The organism is Streptomyces sp. NPDC051183, from assembly GCF_040682455.1.
GTDB lineage: Bacteria > Actinomycetota > Actinomycetes > Streptomycetales > Streptomycetaceae > Streptomyces.
Genome location: NZ_JBFBBA010000022.1, coordinates 35,779 through 56,307 on the forward strand (window position 1 = coordinate 35,779; position 20,529 = coordinate 56,307).

The window sequence follows — 20,529 nt, forward strand, 5'->3', positions numbered from 1 at the left end:
TGGCACGCTCACCACAGTGTTGCGGTGAGAGTAGAAAGGTCTGGACCAAGCGTCAAGAGGTCCAGACCTCCAGGCGGAAGCGGCCCCAGTACGGCTCCAGCGGCCCCCAACGGCCGTGCCTAGAGGCCGAGTTCCTGCGCCAGCACCGCCGCCTGCACCCGGCTGCGCAGCTCCAGCTTCGCCAGCAGCCTGCTGACGTGCGTCTTCACCGTCGCCTCCGCCATCTCCAGGCGCACCGCGATCTCCGCGTTCGCCAGCCCCTCGCCCAGGCAGCCGAGCACCTCCCGCTCGCGCCGGGTCAGCGAGGCCACCGCCGCGGCCGTCCCCTCGGGCACGGGTGCCCGTACGGCCGCGCGCGGGGCCGCGAACTCGGCGATCAGCCGCCGGGTCACCGCCGGGGCGATCAGGCCCTCCCCGCGCGCGACGGTCCGTACCGCGCCGATCAGCTCCGCCGCGTCCGCGTTCTTCAGCAGGAAGCCGGACGCGCCCGCGCGCAGTGCGCCGAAGACATACTCGTCCAGGTCGAAAGTGGTCAGCACCAGGACGTCCGCCAGCCCCTCCGCGACCACCTGGCGCGTCGCCGAGACCCCGTCCAGCCGCGGCATCTGCACGTCCATGAGGACCAGGTCCGGCCGCAGCTCCCGGGCCAGGCGCACCGCCTCCTCGCCGTCCGCGGCCTCGCCCGCCACCTCGATGTCGCCCGCGCTGCGCAGGATCAGCACCAGCCCGGCCCGTACCGCGTTCTGGTCCTCCGCCACCACGACCCGGATCGTCATTCGCGTACCGCCTTCTCCTCCGCGGGCAGCGTCGCCCGCACCCGCCACACCGATTCCGCCGGGCCGGCCGGGCCCGCGGAGAACTCCCCGCCGAGCAGCTCCGTCCGCTCCCGCATGCCGATCAGGCCGGACCCGGAGCCGGGGGCGCGGGGGCCGGGGCGCTCCCCGTACGGGGAGTCCACCTGCACGGTCAGCATCCCGCCCGCCGCGCCGGAGCCGCGGCCGCGGGCCACCCGGACCGTGACCGTGCCCGGAGCGGCGTGCTTGAGGGCGTTGGTCAGCGACTCCTGCGCGATCCGGTACGCCGCCAGCTCCACCGGGGCCGGCAGCGGCTCGCCGGGGGGCCGCTCGTCGTGGAGTACGAAGTCCAGCCCGCTCGCGGAGCCGTTCGTACGGGCTTGGCGGAGCAGGGCGTCCAGAGCGTCGAGCGAGGGCACGGCCACCGCCTCCTGCTCGGCGCCCGCCTCGCGCAGTAGTCCGATCAGACGGCGCATTTCGGCCAGACCCTGAACGCTGTTCTCCCGGATCACCCCGAGCGCCTCGCGGCTCGTCGCGGGGGAGTCGATGGAGAGCGCGGCGGTGGAGTGGATGGCGATGGCGGACAGGTGGTTGGCCACCATGTCGTGCAGCTCGCGGGCCATCCGGGCACGCTCGGCGACCACCGCCTGCGCCCGGTCCATCTCGGCCAGCAGCGCGGTCTGGTCGGCGCGCAGCCGGGCGGCGACCGCGGCCTCGCGGTGATTGCGCAGGGTGGCGCCGGTCAGGGCCGGGGCGAAGCTGACGAGGCCCGTGACCACGCCGATCAGCAGGGCCGGCGGGGTGCGCAGCCAGCTCACGGCGGCGATCGTGACGGCGATGGTGATCAGGCCGGTGGACACGGGGAGCCGGCGGGCCATGGCGGGTTTGCCGTAGACCACGGCCGCGTACATCAGGTCCGTGAAGATCAGGACGGTGGCCAGATTTCCCACCGTGAACTGGTCGGCGATGATCCCGAGCGTGCCGACGGCCAGGGTGACGTGGGGCGCGGACCGGCGTACCAGCTCCAGCGCTCCGAGGGTCACCAGCGGTACCAGGGCGGCCCAGTCGGGGAAGAAGTGCCGGCTGCCGTTGCTGTGCACCCCGAGCGACCACAGCAGCAGGCCCGCGAGCACGCTGACCACGGCGAGCAGGACGTCGTCGCGGTGCGGCCGCGGGAGCTTCGGGGTCACGGTCCCATCCAACACGCTGGGGCGGCGCGGAGCCTCCACACCCGGACGGAGTCCGACTACATCGAAGGATGCAGCCGCCTTTCGTCACGGCGGACGACGAACCGGGCCGGATCGGGCGGGAGCCTGGGAGAGAACCGGGGAACGCAAGAACTGAGCGGAACGGAGAGTCCCGTGATCGTCGCACTGATCATCGCCTGCGAGGTCGGCTTCTGGGTGCTGCTGGCCGCCGGGCTGACGCTGCGCTACGTCGCGAAGATGCCCCGGGCGGGAGCGGCGCTGCTGCTGTGCGAGCCGCTGCTCGAACTCGTCCTGCTGGTCGTCACCACGCTCGACCTCAAGAACGGCGCCGCGCCGGACTGGAAGCACGGCCTCGCGGCCCTGTACATCGGCTACACCGTCGCCTATGGCCACTACACCGTGAAGTGGCTCGACGGCCACGCCGCCCACCGGCTGGCCGGCGGCCCGAAGCCGGCCGGTCCCGGGTACGGCAAGGCGCGCGCCGCCCACGAGTGGAAGCTGTGGATCCGGACGGTCCTCGCCGCGGCGGTCGCGCTCTGCCTGCTCCAGGTCGCTGTCTGGTACGTCGGCGACGCGGGCGACGTCTCCTCCCTCAAGGGCTGGCAGTTCGCCGCCCTGCGGGTGGTCGGCATCCACGCCCTGATCGCCGCCGCCTACACGATCTGGCCGAAGAAGGCCCCGGTGGGCGCGGACGCGTCCTAGCGTCGAGGCCGCCCCCAGCGGTCGCCGACACCCCCTAGCGGTCGCCGCCGGGCACCCAGAGCACGTCCCCGACCTCCTTGTTGGCCGTACGCGCCAGGATGAACAGGAGGTCGGAGAGGCGGTTCAGGTACGTGGCCGTGAGCGGGTTCATCACCTCGCCGTGCACCTCCAGCGCCGCCCACGTCGAGCGCTCCGCGCGCCGGACCACCGTGCAGGCCTGGTGGAGCAGGGCCGCGCCGGGCGTGCCTCCGGGCAGGATGAAGCTGCGCAGCTTCTCCAGCTGCTCGTTGAAGGCGTCGCAGTCGGCCTCCAGCTTGTCGACGTAGAACTGCTCGACGCGCAGCGGCGGGTACTCCGGGTTCTCCACCACCGGGGTGCACAGGTCGGCGCCGACGTCGAACAGGTCGTTCTGCACACGGACCAGGACTTTCACGACCTCCTGCGGCAGCGAGCCCAGGGCGATCGCCGTCCCGATGGCCGCGTTGGCCTCGTTGGCGTCGGCGTACGCGGAGATGCGCAGGTCGGTCTTCTGCGTACGGCTCATGTCGCCCAGGGCGGTCGTGCCCTTGTCGCCGGTGCGGGTGTAGATGCGCGTGAGGTTCACCATGCCGCCAGCGTAGTGCGGGCCAACTGCGGGCCTCCGGCGCACTGCTGGGCCGTATCAGTGTGATGTCCGTCATCTGAGACGTGACGCGTGTTACTTCGCGGTCACACCGCCCCTCACTGACGCTAGTCTCCGCCGGAGAGGCCATGAGACGGCCTTGTCGAGCTGGGCCGTATGAAGAACATGGGGTGTGCAGTGGCTGGGAAGCTTGCCGTCATCGGTGCCGGGCTGATGGGCTCCGGGATCGCTCAGGTCTCCGCTCAGGCGGGCTGGGACGTCGTACTGCGCGATGTCACCGACGCCGCCCTGACCCGGGGCACCGACGGGATCAAGGCCTCGTACGACAAGTTCGTCTCCAAGGGCAGGATGACCGCCGAGGACGCCGAGGCGGCCCTGGCCCGGATCACCACGACGACCGACTTCGACGCGGTCGCCGACGTCGACATCGTCGTCGAGGCCGTCTTCGAGAAGCTCGACGTCAAGCACGACATCTTCCGCACGCTGGACGAGCTGGTGCGCGAGGACACGGTCCTCGCCTCCAACACCTCCGCCATCCCGATCACCAAGATCGCGGCCGTGACGAAGCGCCCCGAGCGGGTCGTCGGCGCGCACTTCTTCTCGCCCGTCCCGATGATGCAGCTGTGCGAGCTGGTGCGCGGCTACAAGACGAGCGACGAAACCCTCGCCACCACGCGGGCGTTCGCCGAGTCCGTCGGCAAGACCTGCATCGTCGTCAACCGCGACGTCGCCGGCTTCGTGACGACCCGTCTGATCTCCGCGCTGGTCGTCGAGGCCGCCAAGCTGTACGAATCGGGCGTGGCCTCCGCCGAGGACATCGACATCGCCTGCAAGCTCGGCTTCGGGCACGCCATGGGGCCGCTGGCCACCGCCGACCTCACCGGCGTCGACATCCTGCTGCACGCCACCAGCAACATCTACACGGAATCGCAGGACGAGAAGTTCGCGCCGCCGGAGCTGATGCGCCGGATGGTGGACGCCGGCGACCTCGGTCGCAAGAGCGGGCAGGGTTTCTACAAGCACTGAGGGCGCGAGGGGCGCCGCGGATGCCCTGCCAGTCCAGAGCCCGCGGCGTGCCGCTGTTCGAATGCCCGCACCCCTACGGGTGAATTAGGTATCGGTTCGCTCACGGTCGGCAACTTCCCCGCCCCCGAGGCAGTCAGTTGCAGTGAGAGTTGCCGACCACGGACCAGTCGGACCAAACGTACGCAGTACCGCCGGGAGCACACATGCACATCAGGGGCGACCACGCCGAACTCGCTGTCGGGGGCCGCCTCGACGTGCGCAGCGCGGCGGACGCCCGTACGGTCCTGCACACCGCCCTCGACGACGGTCACGGCGACCTCGTGCTGGACCTCACCGGGCTCGACTCCTGGGACGCGACCGGCCTCGGCGTGATCATGGGCGCCCACCGGCGGGCGGGCCGGACCGGCCGCCGGCTCGTCCTGCGCGGGGTGCCCCCGCAGATGCAGCGACTGCTCGTGGCCACCCGGCTGCACCGGATCCTCGCGATCGAGGGCGGCCTGGAAGCGGAGTCCCTCCCGCGCGTGTGAACCGCGACCGGTTTCCTGCGGAAACGTAACGTTCCGGTCGTGAAGGCCCCCAGCGGTTCCGGCGCGCCCGGCCACGGTCTAGGGTTCGGGCGGAAACCGGACCAGTAGCGAGAGCGGCGTGTGCGAAGGCCGGGCGGAACGACGGCGACGACGCGCGCGCGATCGGGGGACTGAGTCATGGACCACACACAGGTGCCGACGGATCCGGCGGAGCAGCCCGCACGGGTGGTCACGCTGACCGCCGGTGACTTCACCCTCACCGTGAACCCCGTCGACGGCAGCGAGATCGAGCCGCTCCGCCCGGGCGCCACGGCCGGCCGCCCCGCCAAGCGCGCGTCCGCCGACCGCGGCGCCCGGGAAGCCGCCGCCCGGCCCCCCGTCCCGCCGCTGCCCGTGGGCGCCGCCGCCTCGGGGCGGCTGCCGCTGGGGCGCGACGAGGAGCGCGAGCGGCTCGTACGGCTGCTCGCGCGCGGCCGCTCCGTACGCCTCACCGGTCCCGCCGGGTCCGGGCGTACGACGCTGCTCGACGCGGTCGCGGCCGAGTGCGGGAACCTGGCACCCGACGGGGTGGTACGGCTCTCCGCGTACGGGCACCAGCAGCCCGGCGAGGTGCTCCACGCGCTGTACGCGGCCGTCCACGACACCGCCGGGCGGCCCGACCGCGCCGAACTCCTCGCGCGGGTGCGGGAGATCGGCGCCATAGTCCTGCTGGACGACCTCGACATGGGCGGTCCCGCGCTCGACGAGCTGCTGCGGGCCACGCCGGAGTGCGCGTACCTGCTGGCGGCCACCCCCGACACCCGGGCCCCCTCCGACGACTCGCACCTGGAGGAGGTCTTCCTCGGCGGTCTCGCGCGCGCCGACTGCGCGGCCCTGCTGGAGGCGGGCGTCGGGCGGGCCCTGACGGACGCGGAGACGGCCTGGGCGGAGGACCTGCGGTTCGCCTCCGAGGGGCTGCCGCTGCGCTTCGTGCAGGCCGCCGCGCTGCTGCGGCAGCGGGACGAGCTCAACCGCAGGACCGACGAGGACGAGGACGAGGAGCCCGGCGTCTTCGAGGAGCGGCCGCGCGACGCCGCCTTCGTACCGCTGCCGACGCTGGCCGAGGGCGCGGCCCCGGCCGAACTGCTGGCCTCCCGCGTCAGCGAGTCCGCGCGGGCGGCGCTGCGGATCGCGTGCGCGCTCGGCGGGGAACTGCCGCACCACGCGCACCTGCCGGCGCTGGTCGGGGACACGCACGCCGACACCGCGGTGGGGGAACTGCTCGACTGCGGGCTCCTGACCCCCGTCGGGACGCGCTACCGGCTGGCCGCCGGGGTCGCACGACAGCTGGACGAGGCCGGGTACGGGGACACGGCGGCCGAGGAGGCCCGTACGGCCGCCCGGCACTACGCCTGGTGGACCGGCCACACCTCGGTGACCCCCGGGCGGGTCGCGGCCGAGGCGGACGCGGTGCTCGCGGCGCTGGCCGGCGCCGATGTGGTGGCGGCCGTACTGCTGGCGCGCACGGCGGCTCCGGCGTTCGCGGCCTCGCTGCACTGGGAGGCGTGGGAGCGGGTGCTGCGCTCGGGCGCCGAGGCCGCGCGGAAGGCGGGGGAGGTCGCGGAACAGGCCTACTTCCACCACGAGCTGGGCGTCCTCGCGCTGTGCGAGGGGCGGCTCGACCGGGCGCGCGCGGAACTGGAGGCCTCGATCGGGCTGAAGGGCGCGCTGGCCGACAAGCGGGGGACCGTGGCGGGGCGGCGGGCGCTGGCGCTGGTCGCCGACCGCGAGGCGGCGGGGGTGGAGGTGTCGCCTCCGCTGAGGCTGGAGCCGCCGGTGGCTGCGTCTGGCGGGTCTGCCGCGTCTGCCGCGTCCGGTGCGTCGTCCGCGTCCTCCGCGCCGGTCGCGGCGAAGCAGAGTCCGGCGCTCGCCGCCGGCTCGGCCCCTGCGCCCATTGCTGCCGCGCCGGCCTCGGAGGCGGTGACGACGGTGGTTCCGGTGGTGTCGCCGGCCACGGCACGGGGCGCCGTACCGGCGACGCTGGCGGAGGTGTTCGAGGACGCGTTCCCGCTGACTCCGAAGCCCCCGCGGGTGGAGCGGACGCCGGAGCCGGAGCCCCGGCCGGTCCCGCGCGGGCGCCGCAAGACGGTCCTGCTGGCGGGGGCGGGCGCGGTGACGGTGGCGGTGCTCGGCACGGTGGTGGCGCTGGCGATGGGCTCCTCGGACCCGTCCACGCCGCCGGCCTCGGGGCCGGGGATGTCCACGACCCCGACGCCGCCGGCGGTGCCGGGTACGAGCGGGAACGATCCTGCACCGGATCCGGGCGCGTCTGCGTCTGCGTCCGCTGCGGAGTCGGGTGGGCCGGAGGAGCCGTCGCTGACGCCGTCCGCGACCCCGTCGTCGCGTACGACCCCGTCGCGCAAGCCGTCCTCGAAGCCGCCGACCAAGCCGTCCTCGACCCCGCCGACGCAGGACCCGACGCCTCCGACGCCGACGGAGACGCCCACGACGACGCCGCCGCCGACCCCGACCGCGACCCCGACGGAGCCGCCCCCGGCCAACACCCCGCCGGGCACCTGACCGCCCCGCGCCTCGCCGGCGGGGCTGAAGGATCGGGGCTCCGCCCCGTACCCCGCGCCTCAAACGCCGGCGGGGCTGGATTTCGGCTGATGCCGCCTGCTGGCGGGCTGGATCTGCCGCGCAGCGGCAATCTCAGCCCCGCCGGCGTTTGAGGCGCGGGTCCGGGCAGAGCCCGGGGAACGGTGGAAGGGCGGGTAGGGGACCGCTCCGCGCAGCGGTGCGAGGGGCGCGTCAAAGAAGAGGGGCGCGTCAGAACAGGCGGAGCTTGTCGTCCTCGATGCCGCGAAGGGCGTCGTAGTCCAGCACCACGCAGTCCATACCCCGGTCGGTCGCCAGAACACGCGCCTGCGGCTTGATCTCCTGCGCCGCAAAAACACCCCGCACCGGCGCCAGATGCGGATCGCGGTTCAGCAGCTCCAGGTAGCGCGTGAGCTGCTCGACGCCGTCGATCTCCCCGCGCCGCTTGATCTCGATGGCGACCGTCGCGCCCGACGCGTCCCGGCACAGGATGTCCACGGGCCCGATCGCCGTCATGTACTCGCGGCGGATCAGGGTGTAGCCCTCGCCCAGGGTGTCGATCCGGTCCGCCAGGAGCTCCTGGAGGTGGGCCTCCACGCCGTCCTTGATCAGGCCCGGGTCGATGCCCAGCTCGTGGGAGGAGTCGTGCAGGACTTCCTCCATGGTGATGATGAGCTTCTCGCCCGCCTTGTTGACGACCGTCCAGACGCCGGCCTCGTCACCGCTCCCCTCCTTGAGGGTGCACGGCGGCGACATCCAGTTGAGCGGTTTGTACGCCCTGTCGTCCGCGTGGATCGAGACACTGCCGTCGGCCTTCACGAGGATCAGACGGGGTGCCGAGGGCAGATGGGCGGTGAGCCGGCCCGCGTAGTCGACGGAGCAGCGGGCAATGACGAGACGCATGGTCGGCAACGCTACTCGACCGACGGCCCTGCACGCGATTCGCCCCCGAAAGCCCCGTTCGCCGATGGCGCGTTGTATGCGCATTCTCCTGGTGCGGTACCCACCGGGCGCCTACCGTGGATAGCTGGAGGTTGCCGAGCGTGCACACTGCGTCGCGGCCTCCTTCCCTGCCCGTAAGACTCCGGCAACCCAATCTGCCGGAGTCGCGAGAGGAGAACCCATGTCGCTCGACGTCTCACCGGCCCTACTCGAACAGGCCGAGCGAGGCGAGGTCGACGAAGCCGCTTTCGTCGACTGCGTCCGGACCTCCCTGCCCTACGCATGGGAGATGATCAGCTCGCTGGTGGCCCAGCTGAAGGTGGACGGCGGCCAGTTCGCCGACAACCAGACGCCGCCGCCCGACGAGCAGGCGCGCGGACAGCTGCTGCGCGCTCTCGCGAGTGACGCGATACGCGGTGCGCTGCAGCGGCACTTCGGAGTGCGCCTGGCATTCCAGAACTGCCACCGTGTCGCGGTGTTCCCGCTGGATTCCTCGGTGGACGACCGGCTGGCCAAGTTCACTTCGATCCGCGGCCAGCTGCTCAACCAGTCGCCGGAACTGCGGGACTGCTAGAACCACCTGCACGACCGCACCACCCGCAACCGCACGACCGCAACCGCACCACCCCAACCGTACGACCGTACTTCGCTGCCGCTCCGTATCGCGGGAGGTGCCACAGATACCGGAGCGGCAGCCTTGGTCACACGCCCCGGCCCAGCCGGGGCAGGACCTCGGCGCCGAGGCGTCGTACGTTCTCCTCCGTCGCGGCGAGATCGCCGGAGCCCTCCGTCAACAGGGCGAACCGCGTGATGCCCGTACGCTCCGACGTGGCCGCCAGCCGGTCCGCCGCCAGCTCCGGCGTGCCCACGGGGTGCAGATCGCACAGCAGCTCCGTGTACGCGACCGGGTCGCGCATCGCGCGCTTGCGGCCGTCGACCGTCACATGCGCGTCCAGTCCCTGCTTGAGCCAGCCCGGCATCGACTTCAGCAGGGTCTCCCGGGCGTCCGCCGTACGGTCCGCCAGCTGGCACACCCCGGCCGACACATGGCCCGCTTCCCGTACGAACCGCCGCGCGTGGCCCGCCGCCAGCGCCGTACGCCGCCACAGCGCGACCATCTCCGCCTTGTCCTCGTCCCCGCAGTGCATGCCCAGCAGCATCGGCAGCCCCCGCTCCGCGGCCAGCCGCACCGACGCCGGGGAGGTGCACGCGACGATCACTTCCGGCCCTGTTCCGTCCCCGTCCAGCGCCTCCGCCGGACGCGGTACGACGGCCACCTCGCGGAAGCCGTGCCGCCCGCCGGCCGCCGCCACCCGCGGCTCGGTCAGCCAGCGCCGCAGCAGGTCGAGGTCCTCCGGAAAACCGGTCTCGTACGCGTCGAGCCCGCCTCCGAACACCTCCAGGTCCACCCACGGCCCACCGCGGCCCACCCCCAGGGTGAACCGGCCGCCCGAGGTGACGTGCAGCAGTGCGGCCTGCTCGCCGAGGGCCACCGGATGCGTGCTCGGCAGCACGCTCACCGCCGTGCCCACCCGCAGCCGCCGGGTCCGCCCGAGCAGCAGGGCCGCCAGGGTCACCGCCGACGGGCAGACCCCGTACGGCACGAAGTGGTGCTCGGCGAGCCAGACCGAGTCGAGCCCGGCCTCCTCGGCCACCTCGGCGGTCCGCACCGCCCGGTGCAGCGGCTCTCCCTGTCCCTGACCCGGGAACTGGGCCGCCAGTACAAACGCTCCTACGCGCATCGCTTTGCCTCCTCGCAGCTGACGCGGCCTCCCCCAGGTGGACCGGTTTGATGACAACAACGTCTGATGGCAACAACGTCTGACACGTGCCAAAGGCACGGCCTGACACGAAAGTTATTGGGATTGTCAGGCCAACCGTCCGGGACCGGCCACCCTCTACCGGCCACCCTGCGGGTACCCCGCCTCGCTGCGCGTAGTCTGGGAGAAAGTCACTGCCGTCCGCCCATTCGTGAGGTATACGTGTCACCGCGCCACAACCGCCCCAGGGGCGGCGGGAATCCAGCCGACCGTTCGGACCAGGGCTCGGGCTCCGGTTCGGGAGCGGGTTCGGGGGGCCTGGACCGGTTCGGGCTGGAGCGCACCGAGGAGTACCTCGGCGAGGAGTGGAAGGTCCGGCACGTGGCGGGCGCGAGCGCGGCGGGCAAGCGCTACCGCTGCCCGGGCTGCGACCAGGAGATCCCCTCCGGGACCCCGCACCTGGTGGCCTGGCCGGAGTACGGCGGCGTGGACGACCGGCGGCACTGGCACAAGGCCTGCTGGAACGCGAAGGACCGCCGCACCTCCAAGGTGCAGCGGTCCCGTAACGCCCCGAAATACTGAGACGGTCGTGCAGACGTCTGGACGACTACACGTCCCGGCGGCCGGTCACGACGTACGAGCCGGCGACCGCGGCTCCCGTGGCCAGCAGGATCACGGCCAGATGGGTCGCGTTGCCGGGCAGCCCGAACAAGGACGTCGGGCCGGTGTTCACGTCCGGCATGCCGAAGACCTGCATCAGGGCCACGGGCGCGTTGTACTCCAGCAGCACGCGCCCGACCCCGGCGGAGGCCTCCCAGACGCCGAGTATCCCCCCGATCAGGGGCGGCAGCGTGACCACGCCGAGCATCACCGCGACGGCCCCGGCGGAGTGCCGCACGAGTGCCCCGACGGCGACCGCGAGCACGCCGAGCAGGGTGACGTAGAAGCTGCCGAGCAGCGCGTACAGCCATGCGCTGCCCGGGTGCGGCCCGGCGGCGGTCCCGCCGTGCACGAGCATCGCGGCCAGTCCGACCAGGTAGACGGACCCCGCGGTGGCCAGGAACGTGGTGATGCCGAAGACCAGGTACTTCGCGGTCAGCACCCGGTACCGGTCGGGGGCGGCGGTGAAGGTCGTGCGGACCAGGCCGGTGCCGTACTCCGAGCTCATCATCAGAACACCGAGGGCCATCACCGACAGCTGCCCGACCAGCAGGCCGAAGAGGGCCGGCGCGGTGAACGGCATCTGCACGTAGTTGTCGGACCTCGTCTGGGTGATGAAGAGGATCCCGATGCCGACGATGATGACGACGAGCGAGGCGAGGGTCCCGACCGTGGAGCGCACCGACGTCAGCTTGGTCCACTCCGAGGCCATCGCGTGGCCCAGGTGCGGCCGCGTGGCCGGCACCGACGAGGTGTAGACGGCAGGATCCGGCCGCTCCGCGGGCACGGCGGCCCGGCCGGTCGTGTTCGGGGCGGCGGTCATCGGGGGTCCTCGGGGTTGTTCTTGGCGGCTCCGGCGAGCCGGCTCGGATCGCTCGGCATCAGGAACGGCGCTCCGCCCGACCCGGGCGGCGGAGGCGCGTAGAAGCCCGTCTGCGGGACCGCCGGGGCCGGGACCTCCTCCTCCCACTCGGGGACGGTCAGCGGCTCCGGCTCCCAGAGCTCGGCGCGCGGGTCCTCGGTGGAGGTGAACTCGACGGAGGACTGGGTCATCCGCATGTACGCCTCCTCCAGCGAGGCCCGGTGCGGTGAGAGCTCCCACAGCCGTACGCCGGCCTCGTGGGCCAGGTCAGAGATGCGCGGCAGCTCCAGCCCGGTCACCCGCAGCGCGCCGTCGGGCTCCCTGAGCACGCGGCCGCCCGCCTTGGTGAGGACCACACCCAGCGTGTCCCACCCGGCCGGGTCGGTGTCGGCCGCGCGGACCCGGGCGAATCCGGCCGAGTTGTGGGTGATGAAGTCCTGGGTGCCCATGTCGGCGAGCAGCCGGCCCCGGCCGATCACGATCAGGTGGTCGGCGGTCAGCGCCATCTCGCTCATCAGGTGCGAGGAGACGAAGACGGTGCGGCCCTCGGCGGCGAGCTGGCGCATGAGGTTGCGGACCCAGAGGATGCCCTCGGGGTCCAGGCCGTTGATCGGCTCGTCGAACAGCAGCACCTGCGGGTCGCCGAGCAGCGCGGCGGCGATGCCCAGCCGCTGGCCCATGCCGAGCGAGAAGCCCTTCGTGCGCTGCCGGGCCACGTCCTGGAGGCCGACGACGCCGAGGACCTCGTCCACCCGCTTCTCGGGGATCCCGGAGAGCTGGGCGACGGAGAGCAGGTGGGTCCGGGCCCGGCGGCCGCCGTGCATGGCCTTGGCGTCGAGCAGGGCGCCGACCTGCCGCTGGGCGTTCGGCAGGTCCCGGAACGGGGTGCCGTTGATCGTGACCTGGCCGGAAGTGGGCCTGTCGAGTCCGACGATCATGCGCATGGTGGTGGACTTCCCGGAGCCGTTGGGCCCCAGGAATCCCGTGACGTGACCCGGCTTGACCTGGAAGGACAGCTGGTCGACGGCGGTCTTCGCGCCGAAGCGCTTGGTCAGGCCGACTGCCTCGATCATGATGCTGCCCCTCAGCAGGCTGGGACGGCTTTCGTCCTGTAAGGGTTTAGAGGATATCCAGACGCATCTGGTTCCGTCCCGTCCGTTATCCCTGACCTACCCCTGAGGCCGACCCGGGGATGCCCCGTAGTACCTCAGGCGTCCCTCTTCCTGAGGACGACGTAGCCCCCGAGTACCGCGGCGGCCACCCACAGGACCATGATCCCGAGCCCGCCCCAGGGCCCGTAGGGCACCGGGGCGCTGCCCATGGCCCCGGGGACGACCTGCATGATCTTGGATCCGGCCTGGTCGGGGAAGTACTGCGCGACCTTCTTGGTGGCGCTGACCAGGCCGAGGATGTTCGAGATCAGGAAGAAGAACGGCATCAGGATGCCGAGCGCGAGCATCGAGCTGCGCAGCATGGTGGCCACGCCCATGGAGAAGAGGGCGATCAGCGCCATGTAGAGGCCGGCCCCGATCACCGCGCGCAGCACGTTCGGCTCGCCGATGCCGATGCTGCGGCCGCCCAGGATGGCCTGGCCGAGGAAGAAGGACAGGAAGCTTGTGATCAGACCCACGGCCAGCGCGAGGCCGGTGGCGACGGAGAGCTTGCCGAACAGGAAGCTGCCGCGGCGCGGCACGGCGGCCAGCGAGGTGCGGATCATGCCCGAGCTGTACTCGGTGCCGACGACGAGGACGCCGAAGACGATCATCGCGAGCTGACCGAGGGTCATCCCGGAGAAGCTGACCAGCGTCGGGTCGAAGGTGGCCTGCTCCGCGGGCTCCATGTCCTGGAAGCTGCTGTTGACGAACGCGGACAGGGCGGCGCCGATGCCGACCGTGACGACGAAGGCGGCGACCAGGGTCCAGGTGGTCGAGGCGACCGAGCGGATCTTGGTCCACTCGGACTTCAGGATGGCGGGGAGGGAGGAGGAGGCGGAGGAGGGGGCGGAAGAAGAGGCCACGGTCACTCGCCGCCCTTGCGCGTCGCCTCGAAGCCGGCGCCCCACGCTGGTACGTCGGCCGGCCGGGCCGGATTGTCGGAGGCCGTCCCCGCGGGGACGCCCGGAACCCCCGGGGCGTGGGCGTGGTACTCGACGGAGTCCGCCGTCATGCGCATGAACGCTTCCTCCAGTGAGGCCCGCTGCGGGCTGAGTTCGTGCAGCACGATCTGGTGCTGGGCGGCGAGCTCGCCGAGCCGCTCCGCGGGCACCCCGTCGATCTCCAGCGTGCCGGTGGCGGGGACGCTGATGGCGTCGACCCCGGCCTGGTGCAGGACGTCCTTGAGCCGCTCCTGCTGCGGGGAGCGCAGCCGGACGTAACTACGCGAGTTCTGCTGGATGAAATCGGCCATTGACAGGTCCGCCAGCAGCCTTCCCTGTCCGATGACGACCAAATGGTCTGCGGTCAGCGCCATTTCGCTCATCAGGTGGGAGGATACGAAGATCGTCCTCCCTTCGGCCGCCAGCCCCTTCATAAGATTTCTGATCCACAGAATTCCTTCCGGGTCCAGACCATTGACGGGTTCGTCGAACATCAGGATTTCCGGATCGCCGAGCAGCGCGGAGGCGATTCCCAGCCGCTGCCCCATACCGAGCGAAAATCCTTTCGACTTCTTCCGCGTGACGGCCGTCAGACCGACCAGGTCCAGCACCTCGGAGACCCGGCGCTCCGGGATCCGGTTCGACTGGGCCAGGCAGAGAAGGTTGTTGTAGGCGCTGCGACCGCCGTTCATGGCCTTCGCGTCGAGCAGCGCACCGATGTACTTCAGTGGCTCGGGCAGGTCCCGGTAGTGCTTCCCGTCGATCCGGACCGTGCCGCTGGTCGGGTTGTCGAGGTCCAGCATCATGCGCATGGTCGTGGACTTCCCCGCCCCGTTGGGGCCGAGGAATCCGGTCACCACCCCCGGTCTGACCTTGAAGCTGAGGTCGTCCACGGCGGTCTTCGCGCCGAATCGCTTGGTGAGGCCCTCAAGCTCGATCATGCCGCTCACGCTAGAACGACCGAGGGCCCCTCGCCACCTCACGGAGGTGGCGCGGGGCCCTCGGTCATATGTACGTACGGCGCGTGCGTACTGCCCGTGCGTACGGCGTGTACGTACTGCGCCTACGTACTAGCGGCTCTGCTGCGCCGGGACGCCGCGGGTGACCGGCTCGTCGTCCACGATCGGGTTGGCCGCCGCGACGGCCGCACCGGTGAGCGTCGCCAGCATCTCGCGGACGTTCGTCAGCTGCGCGTTGATCGAGTCGCGGCGGTTGGTGAGCGCCGCCAGCTCGCGCTCGGACTCGCTGCGGATCCGGTCGGCCTTGGCGTTGGCGTCGGCCACGATGTCCTCGGCCTGGCGCTGCGCGGTCTCCACGGTCTGGCGGGCGCGGCGCTCGGCGTCCGTACGGAGCTTCTCCGCCTCCAGGCGCAGCTGCTCCGCGCGGTGCTCGATCTCCGCGAGGCGCTTCTCGGCCTTGGCCTGACGCGAGGCCAGGTCCCGCTCGGACTGCTCGCGGCGCTTGGCCAGGTTGGTCTCGAAGTCCGCGGCGGCCTGGGCGGCCTTCGCGCGGGTCTCCTCGAACAGCGCGTCGGCCTCCTCGCGCTTGGAGGCCGCGTCCTTCTGGGCCTCGGCGCGCAGGGCCGAGGCATCGCCCTTGGCCTTCTCGACGATGCGGACGCCCTCGTCCTCGGCCGTCGACTTCCGGTCGGCAGCGAACGACTCGGCGTCGTTGCGGACCTGCTGGGCAGCCGACTCGGCGAGCTCACGGTGCTGCTCGGCCGCGCGACGGGCCTCCTCGCGCAGGTCCTTCGCCTCCTCCTCGGCGAGCCGCAGGATCTTCTCGACCCGGGCGCCGAGGCCGGCGTACGACGGCTCGGCGTCGCTCACCTGGGCCTGGGCGTTCTGCGTCTCGAGGTGCAACTCCTCGATCCGCTTTTCCAGAGAGTTGATGCGTCCGAGGGCGCTGTCACGGTCGGAGACCAGCTTGGTAATGCGGTCGTCCACCTGACCGCGGTCGTAACCGCGCCGCACGAGCTCGAAGCCGAAGGGGGAGGAAGGGTCGCTCATGGGGTTCCTGTCGAATGAGACCGATGAGGTACTGCGTGAGGTGTTAAGGGGAATCCTAGGCGCCAGGGCGGCGTGTCATCGAGTCAATCCGCGTTTGATCTGGACAATGACACCCCTTTTGAGTGGCAAGGCGTCAGAATGCTTGTCACTCGTTCGCCTGAACCTCCATCAGGAGCACACATTTGTGTGCGCCGACTACCCCTCTGACGTCTTGCCACCCGATCGAGTGGAACCCGCTGTCGCGCCGGCCTTCACGCCCCCCGCGCCCTGGCCGCCGACCGTGGGCTTCGCGCCACCCGAAGGCGCCTCGAATGATTCCAACGCCTCAAGAACGTCCTGGACACGGGAGATCTCCGCCTGAATGTCCTCGCGCCTGCGCACCAGGACCTCCAGCTCGCGGCGGCCCTCCTCGACGAGCCGTTCGGCCTCCGCCTTGGCCTGGGTGAGCGCGCTCTCGGCCTCCCTGACCAGCTCGGCCTTCTTCTGCTCGGCCTCCTTGAGCAGCGCCTCCGCCTTGCGCACCGCGGCGATCCGGACCTTGCTCGCCTCGCTGCTCGCGTCCGACACCAGCTCCTTGGCCTTCGCCTCGGCCTCGACGCTCTGCTCGGTCGCCGCCCGGACCAGCTTGTCCACGCGCTCGCCGGCCGACTTCATCTGCTCGGCAGACTCCCGGCGGGCCCGCTCGTGCAGCTCCTCGACCTCCGACTCGACCCGGCCGCGCAGTTCCTCCGCCCGCTCCCTTATGGCGGCGGCGTCCGTGCGCGCGCCGACGAGCAGCTCGTCCGCGTCCGTGCGGGCCTTCTCCACCATGGAGTTGCCCTCCACGGTCGCCTCCGAGGTGATCCGCGCGGCCTCCTTGCGCGCCGCGTCGACCATCGCGTCGGCCTGCTCCTCGGCCGCCGTGGTGGCGGCCAGGGCCTGCTTCTGCGCGTCGGACGTCAGCTTCTCGGCCTCCGAGGAAGCCTCCGTGATGAGCCGGTCCACCTGCTCCGCGGCCTCGCTGCGGCGCTTGTTGGCCTCCTCGCGGGCCTCGTCCAGCAGCCGCTCCGACTCCGTACGGGCCTCGGCGCGGGTGCGCTCGGCCTCGTTCGCCGCCTCCGCCTTGACCCGCTCGGCCTCGGACCGGGTACGGGTCGCGTGCTCCTGCGCCGAGGACAGCGCCTCCGCCGCCTCCGTACGCAGCCGCTCGGCCTCCGTCGCGGCCTCGCCGACCGTGCGCTCGTTGTCCTTGCGGGTCTGCTCGGTGAGCTTCGCCGCTTCGGACGAGGCCTCCGTGATGAGCCGGTCCGCCTGCTCGGCCGCCTCCGTACGCAGCCGGTTGCCCTCGGCACGCGCCTCGTCCAGGGTCTGCTCGGACTCCCGCTCGGCGCTCGCCAGGGTCTCGTTGGCCGCGACCGTGACGCGCTCCGCCTCCGCGGTGGCCTCGCCGATGATCCGGCCGCCGTCGGCCCGGGCGTCCTCCAGGAGCCGCTCGGCCACGGCCCGCAGGGCCTCGGCCCGCTCGTTCGCCTCGCCGACCGTACGGTCGTTGGCCGCCTGGGTCTCGACCGTCATCCGCTCGGTCTCGGCGGTGGCCTCGCCGATCAGGCGGGCGCCCTCGGTGCGGGCGTCCTCCAGGGTCTCGGCCGCCTGCGCGATGAGCCGGTCGGCCTCGGCGGCGGCGTCGCCGACCGTCGCCGCGTTCGCCGCGCGGGTCTCCTCGGTGAGGCGTTCCGCCTCGGAGAGGGCCTCCGACGTGAGCCGGTCGGCCTGCTCGGCCGCCTCGGTACGCAGCCGGTTCGCGTCGGCGCGGGCCTCGTCCAGCGTGCCCGCGGCCTCGGCGCGCGTCGCGTCCGCGGCCGCCAGGGCCTCGGCCGTCAGCCGCTCCGCCTCCGCCGTCGCCTCCGCGACGATCCGCCCGCCCTCGGCGCGGGAGGACTCCAGGGCCTCCGCCGCCTCGCCGCGGATGCGGTTCGCGTCGTCCCGGGCGTCCGCGCGGGTCCGGGCCGCGTCCCGCTCGGACGCCGCCAGTGCGTCCGTGGCCTCCGTGCGCACCCGCTGCGCGTACTCCGCGGTGTCGGCGCGCAGCTGCTCGGCCTCGGCGATGGCCTCGCCGACCGTCCGCTCCGCGAGCGCCTTCGCCGCGTCCGTCTCGGCCCGCGCCTCGGTGCGGATCCGGTTGGCGTCCTCGTCGGCCCGCTCCCGCTCCGCGTGGGCGTCGGTACGGACCCGCTCGGCCTCTTCCCCGGCCTCGGTCCGCGTACGCTCCGCCGCGTGCTCGGCGGCGCTGCGCAGCCCGGCGACCTCCTCCTCGGCCTGCTCGTGCAGACCCGCCACGGAGTCCCGTACCTGCTGGGCGGTGGCCTCGGCCGCCGTGACCAGCTCCGACGCGCGCTGCTCCGCCTCCTCGGTCAGGCGGGCCGCCTCGGCCTGCGCCTCCTCCGAGCGCTTGCGGGCCTGCGCCAGCAGTTCCTCGCTCTGCTCGCGGGCCTGGGCCCGCTCGCTGTCCGCGTCCGTGCGCGCCGAAGCCAGGGTCTCCTCGGACTCCCGACGGCGCCGGGCGGCCTCCTCCTGGGCGGCGGCCAGCGCCTCCGCGGCCTCCTCGGCGACCCGCTCCGCGGCGGCCTTCGCCTCCGCGCGCAGCCGGTCGGCGGTCTCCTTGGCCTCCGAGCGCACCCGCTCGGCCTCGGCCTCGGACTCCTCGCGCAGCCGCAGCGCGACCTGCTCGGCCTCCGCGCGGACCCGGCCGGCGTCGTCCGCCGCGTCCCCGCGCAGCTGGTCGGCCTCGGCCTCCGACTGCGTCTGGAGGGTGCGGATCCGTTCCGCCGACTCGGCACGCAGCCGGTCGTTCTCCTCGGCGGTCTCCTTGCGGATGTTCTCCGCCGCCGTACGGGCGTCGCGCAGCGTCTGCTCGGCCGTGGTCAGCCGGGCCTCCGCCTCCGTGTGCAGGCGTACGAGCTCCTCGTCGGCCTCCGCGCGCCGCGCGGCCACCGCCTGCTCGGTCTCCTCGCGCCGCACCGCCGCGGCGGCGTCCGCCTCGGCCCCGACGGTCTCCGCCCGCTCCTCGGCCTCGGCGCGCAGCCGCTCCGCCTCGGCGCGGGTCCGCTCCAGGGTCTCCTCGGCCTGCTTGCGCAGGGTCGTGGCCCGTTCCACGGCCTCGGCGCGCACGCGCTCGCTCTCGGCGGTCGCCCCGCCGCGCAGCTCGTCCGCGTCCGCCTTGGCCTTGCCGAGCAGTTCCTCGGCGGTCCGGGCCGCCTCCTCGATCTGCTGGACCGCCTCGCGGCGGGCCTCGCCGCGGATCCGCTCGCCCTCGGCGACGGCCTCCGCGCGCAGCTGCTCGGCCTCGCCGCGCAGCCGCCGGGCCTCCTCCTGGAGCTCGACGGTCCGGGCCCGGTACTCCTCGGTGTCGTCCTTCGCCGCGCCCTTGAGCTCGTCCGCCGTGGTCGCCGCCTGCAGGCGCAGCCGGTCGGCCTCGGCCTCGGCCTCGCGGCGGATCCGCTCGGCCTCCTCGGACGCGGCCTTCGTGGTGGCCCGGGCGTCCTCCGAGGCCTTGTTCAGTACGTCCTCGGCCGTGCGGGCGGCCTTCGCCAGCTGCGCCGCGGTGTCCTCGGCGGCCGCCGTACGGGCCGCCTCACCGGCCTCGGTGCGCAGCCGCTCCGCCTGGGCGCGGGCGTCGGCCAGCGCCTGCTCGGCCTCGGCCTTGAGGACCTCGGTCTCCTTGGTGGCCTCGCCGACCAGCCGGGCCACCTGCTCCTTGGCGGTACGGGTGCGCTGCTCGTTGACGGACTCCGCCGAGGCCAGCTGCCGTGCGGCGCTCTCCTTGGCCTCCGCCAGCACCTTCTCGGCGGCCGCGCGGGCTTCTCGCAGCGCTCCCTCGGCCTCCTGGGCGCGCTGCTCGGCCACCCGGCCGAGGTCCATCGTCTGCTGCCGGGTCTGCTCGGCCTCGGCGCTGGTGGACGAGCGCAGCCGCTCCGCGTGCTCGGTGGCCTCCTGGGCCTGCGCGGAGGCGGCGGTCAGCAGCCGCTCGGCCTCCTTGCGGGCGCGCAGCAGGGTGGCCTCGGTCTCCGCCCGGGCGGCCTCCGTGTCGGCGGCCATCCGGCGCCGGGTCTCCTCGGCGACCCGCGCGGCCTCGGCGCGGGCGGCGTTCAGCGACTGCTCGGCCTCGGCGCGGGACTCCTCCATGAGCCGGCGGGCCTGGGACTCCGTACGGGCCCGAAGCTGCTCGGCCCACGCGACGTTCTCGTTGACGTGCGCCTCGACGGTCTGGCGGCGCTCGCTCAGCTCCTGGTCCAGGCGCTGGCGGCGGTTGACGGCCTCGGCGTGCAGCTCGGCCTGCAGGCGCGCCTGGTGCTCGGCGTGCTCCTGGAGGATCCGCTGGGTCTGCGCCCGGACGTCGCGCAGCTCGCGCTCGGCGTCGGAGCGCATCTGGTCGGCCTGGATCTGGGCATTGCGGAGCAGCTGCTCCGCCTGATAGCCCATGTCCGCGCTGTCGTAGGCGGGCCGGGACGCCAGATTGCGGCGTACCTCGTGGAGCTTGGCGCGCAGCACCTCGACCTGGTATCCCAGGTCCTCGGCGTGCTGGACGGCCTTCCCGCGCTCCTTCTTCAGCCGCTCCATCTCGGCCTCGAAGCGCGAGAGATGGTCGGCCTCAGCCTGATGGCTCTCCTGGCTTTCGTAGCCCCGCACAGCGCGGTCCCATCCGTCCCCTGGTCGCAAGCTCACTCCCAATTGAGCATCGCTCGCCCGCTGAACGACGCCCCCGGGGA

Annotated in this window: 17 protein-coding genes; 6 read left to right on the top strand and 11 right to left on the bottom strand. The window is 72.7% G+C overall.

Features of this window, described 5'->3' with window-relative positions:
• Nucleotides 1–119: 119 nt before the first annotated feature.
• Together AB0M99_RS20525 and AB0M99_RS20530 are read right to left on the bottom strand one after the other, a co-directional pair.
• Nucleotides 120–776 carry a response regulator transcription factor gene (locus AB0M99_RS20525; RefSeq protein WP_365922331.1) on the bottom strand — a complete coding sequence of 219 codons (657 nt, stop codon included), beginning with the start codon at nt 774–776 and terminating at the stop codon, nt 120–122.
• A complete protein-coding gene (locus AB0M99_RS20530) occupies nt 773–1,996 on the bottom strand; it encodes a histidine kinase (RefSeq protein WP_365922333.1) in 1,224 nt (407 codons plus the stop codon). The genes AB0M99_RS20525 and AB0M99_RS20530 overlap by 4 nt, the downstream gene beginning before the upstream one ends.
• Before the next feature lie 159 nt (nt 1,997–2,155).
• Between AB0M99_RS20530 and AB0M99_RS20535 the strand changes: the two genes are divergently transcribed.
• Nucleotides 2,156–2,704, top strand: coding sequence for a hypothetical protein (locus AB0M99_RS20535; protein WP_365922335.1), 549 nt, complete (start codon nt 2,156–2,158; stop codon nt 2,702–2,704).
• Nucleotides 2,705–2,738: 34 nt separating this feature from the next.
• Here AB0M99_RS20535 and AB0M99_RS20540 read toward each other — a convergent pair whose 3' ends face one another.
• The gene (locus tag AB0M99_RS20540; protein ID WP_365922337.1) at nt 2,739–3,311 is read right to left on the bottom strand and encodes a cob(I)yrinic acid a,c-diamide adenosyltransferase; all 573 of its coding nucleotides are present in this window, start codon (nt 3,309–3,311) and stop codon (nt 2,739–2,741) included.
• Between the two features lie 192 nt (nt 3,312–3,503).
• Between AB0M99_RS20540 and AB0M99_RS20545 the strand changes: the two genes are divergently transcribed.
• The 3 genes from AB0M99_RS20545 to AB0M99_RS20555 all read left to right on the top strand — a co-directional run bounded on the left by AB0M99_RS20545 (nt 3,504) and on the right by AB0M99_RS20555 (nt 7,438).
• Nucleotides 3,504–4,352, top strand: coding sequence for a 3-hydroxyacyl-CoA dehydrogenase family protein (locus AB0M99_RS20545; RefSeq protein ID WP_365922339.1), 849 nt, complete (start codon nt 3,504–3,506; stop codon nt 4,350–4,352).
• Between the two features lie 203 nt (nt 4,353–4,555).
• Nucleotides 4,556–4,879 (top strand): STAS domain-containing protein, encoded by a 324-nt coding sequence (locus AB0M99_RS20550; RefSeq protein WP_355410659.1) that lies wholly within the window; start codon nt 4,556–4,558, stop codon nt 4,877–4,879.
• Between the two features lie 177 nt (nt 4,880–5,056).
• Nucleotides 5,057–7,438 (top strand): ATP-binding protein, encoded by a 2,382-nt coding sequence (locus AB0M99_RS20555; RefSeq protein ID WP_365922341.1) that lies wholly within the window; start codon nt 5,057–5,059, stop codon nt 7,436–7,438.
• Nucleotides 7,439–7,687: 249 nt separating this feature from the next.
• Here the strand turns inward: AB0M99_RS20555 and nucS are convergent, their stop codons facing one another.
• The gene (nucS, locus tag AB0M99_RS20560; RefSeq protein ID WP_365922343.1) at nt 7,688–8,359 is read right to left on the bottom strand and encodes an endonuclease NucS; all 672 of its coding nucleotides are present in this window, start codon (nt 8,357–8,359) and stop codon (nt 7,688–7,690) included.
• Nucleotides 8,360–8,579: 220 nt separating this feature from the next.
• On the opposite strand from nucS, the gene AB0M99_RS20565 reads away from it, so the two are divergent.
• Nucleotides 8,580–8,972 (top strand): SCO5389 family protein, encoded by a 393-nt coding sequence (locus AB0M99_RS20565; RefSeq protein WP_069921977.1) that lies wholly within the window; start codon nt 8,580–8,582, stop codon nt 8,970–8,972.
• A gap of 127 nt (nt 8,973–9,099) precedes the next feature.
• Here the strand turns inward: AB0M99_RS20565 and AB0M99_RS20570 are convergent, their stop codons facing one another.
• Entirely contained in the window at nt 9,100–10,140 is a 1,041-nt protein-coding gene (locus AB0M99_RS20570) for an LLM class flavin-dependent oxidoreductase (RefSeq protein WP_365922345.1), read from the bottom strand.
• A 240-nt stretch (nt 10,141–10,380) separates the two neighbouring features.
• Here AB0M99_RS20570 and AB0M99_RS20575 point away from each other — a divergent pair, with 240 nt between their 5' ends.
• Complete coding sequence (locus AB0M99_RS20575; protein WP_365922347.1) at nt 10,381–10,740, top strand: ATP/GTP-binding protein; 360 nt, start codon at nt 10,381–10,383, stop codon at nt 10,738–10,740.
• 25 nt (nt 10,741–10,765) lie between these two features.
• Here the strand turns inward: AB0M99_RS20575 and AB0M99_RS20580 are convergent, their stop codons facing one another.
• The 6 genes from AB0M99_RS20580 to scy form a co-directional block, all read right to left on the bottom strand.
• Nucleotides 10,766–11,641 (bottom strand): ABC transporter permease, encoded by an 876-nt coding sequence (locus AB0M99_RS20580; RefSeq protein ID WP_365922349.1) that lies wholly within the window; start codon nt 11,639–11,641, stop codon nt 10,766–10,768.
• Nucleotides 11,638–12,753, bottom strand: a complete 1,116-nt coding sequence (locus AB0M99_RS20585) for an ABC transporter ATP-binding protein (protein WP_365922352.1) — start codon at nt 12,751–12,753, stop codon at nt 11,638–11,640. Before AB0M99_RS20585 ends, AB0M99_RS20580 begins: the two co-directional genes overlap by 4 nt.
• A 134-nt stretch (nt 12,754–12,887) precedes the next feature.
• The gene (locus AB0M99_RS20590; RefSeq protein WP_365922354.1) at nt 12,888–13,697 is read right to left on the bottom strand and encodes an ABC transporter permease; all 810 of its coding nucleotides are present in this window, start codon (nt 13,695–13,697) and stop codon (nt 12,888–12,890) included.
• A gap of 2 nt (nt 13,698–13,699) precedes the next feature.
• Nucleotides 13,700–14,716, bottom strand: a complete 1,017-nt coding sequence (locus tag AB0M99_RS20595) for an ABC transporter ATP-binding protein (protein ID WP_365922356.1) — start codon at nt 14,714–14,716, stop codon at nt 13,700–13,702.
• Between the two features lie 129 nt (nt 14,717–14,845).
• On the bottom strand, nt 14,846–15,784 hold the full coding sequence (locus tag AB0M99_RS20600; RefSeq protein ID WP_365922358.1) for a cellulose-binding protein: 939 nt from the start codon (nt 15,782–15,784) through the stop codon (nt 14,846–14,848).
• A gap of 195 nt (nt 15,785–15,979) precedes the next feature.
• Nucleotides 15,980–20,449, bottom strand: coding sequence for a polarized growth protein Scy (scy, locus tag AB0M99_RS20605; RefSeq protein ID WP_365922360.1), 4,470 nt, complete (start codon nt 20,447–20,449; stop codon nt 15,980–15,982).
• Between the last annotated feature and the right edge of the window lie 80 nt (nt 20,450–20,529).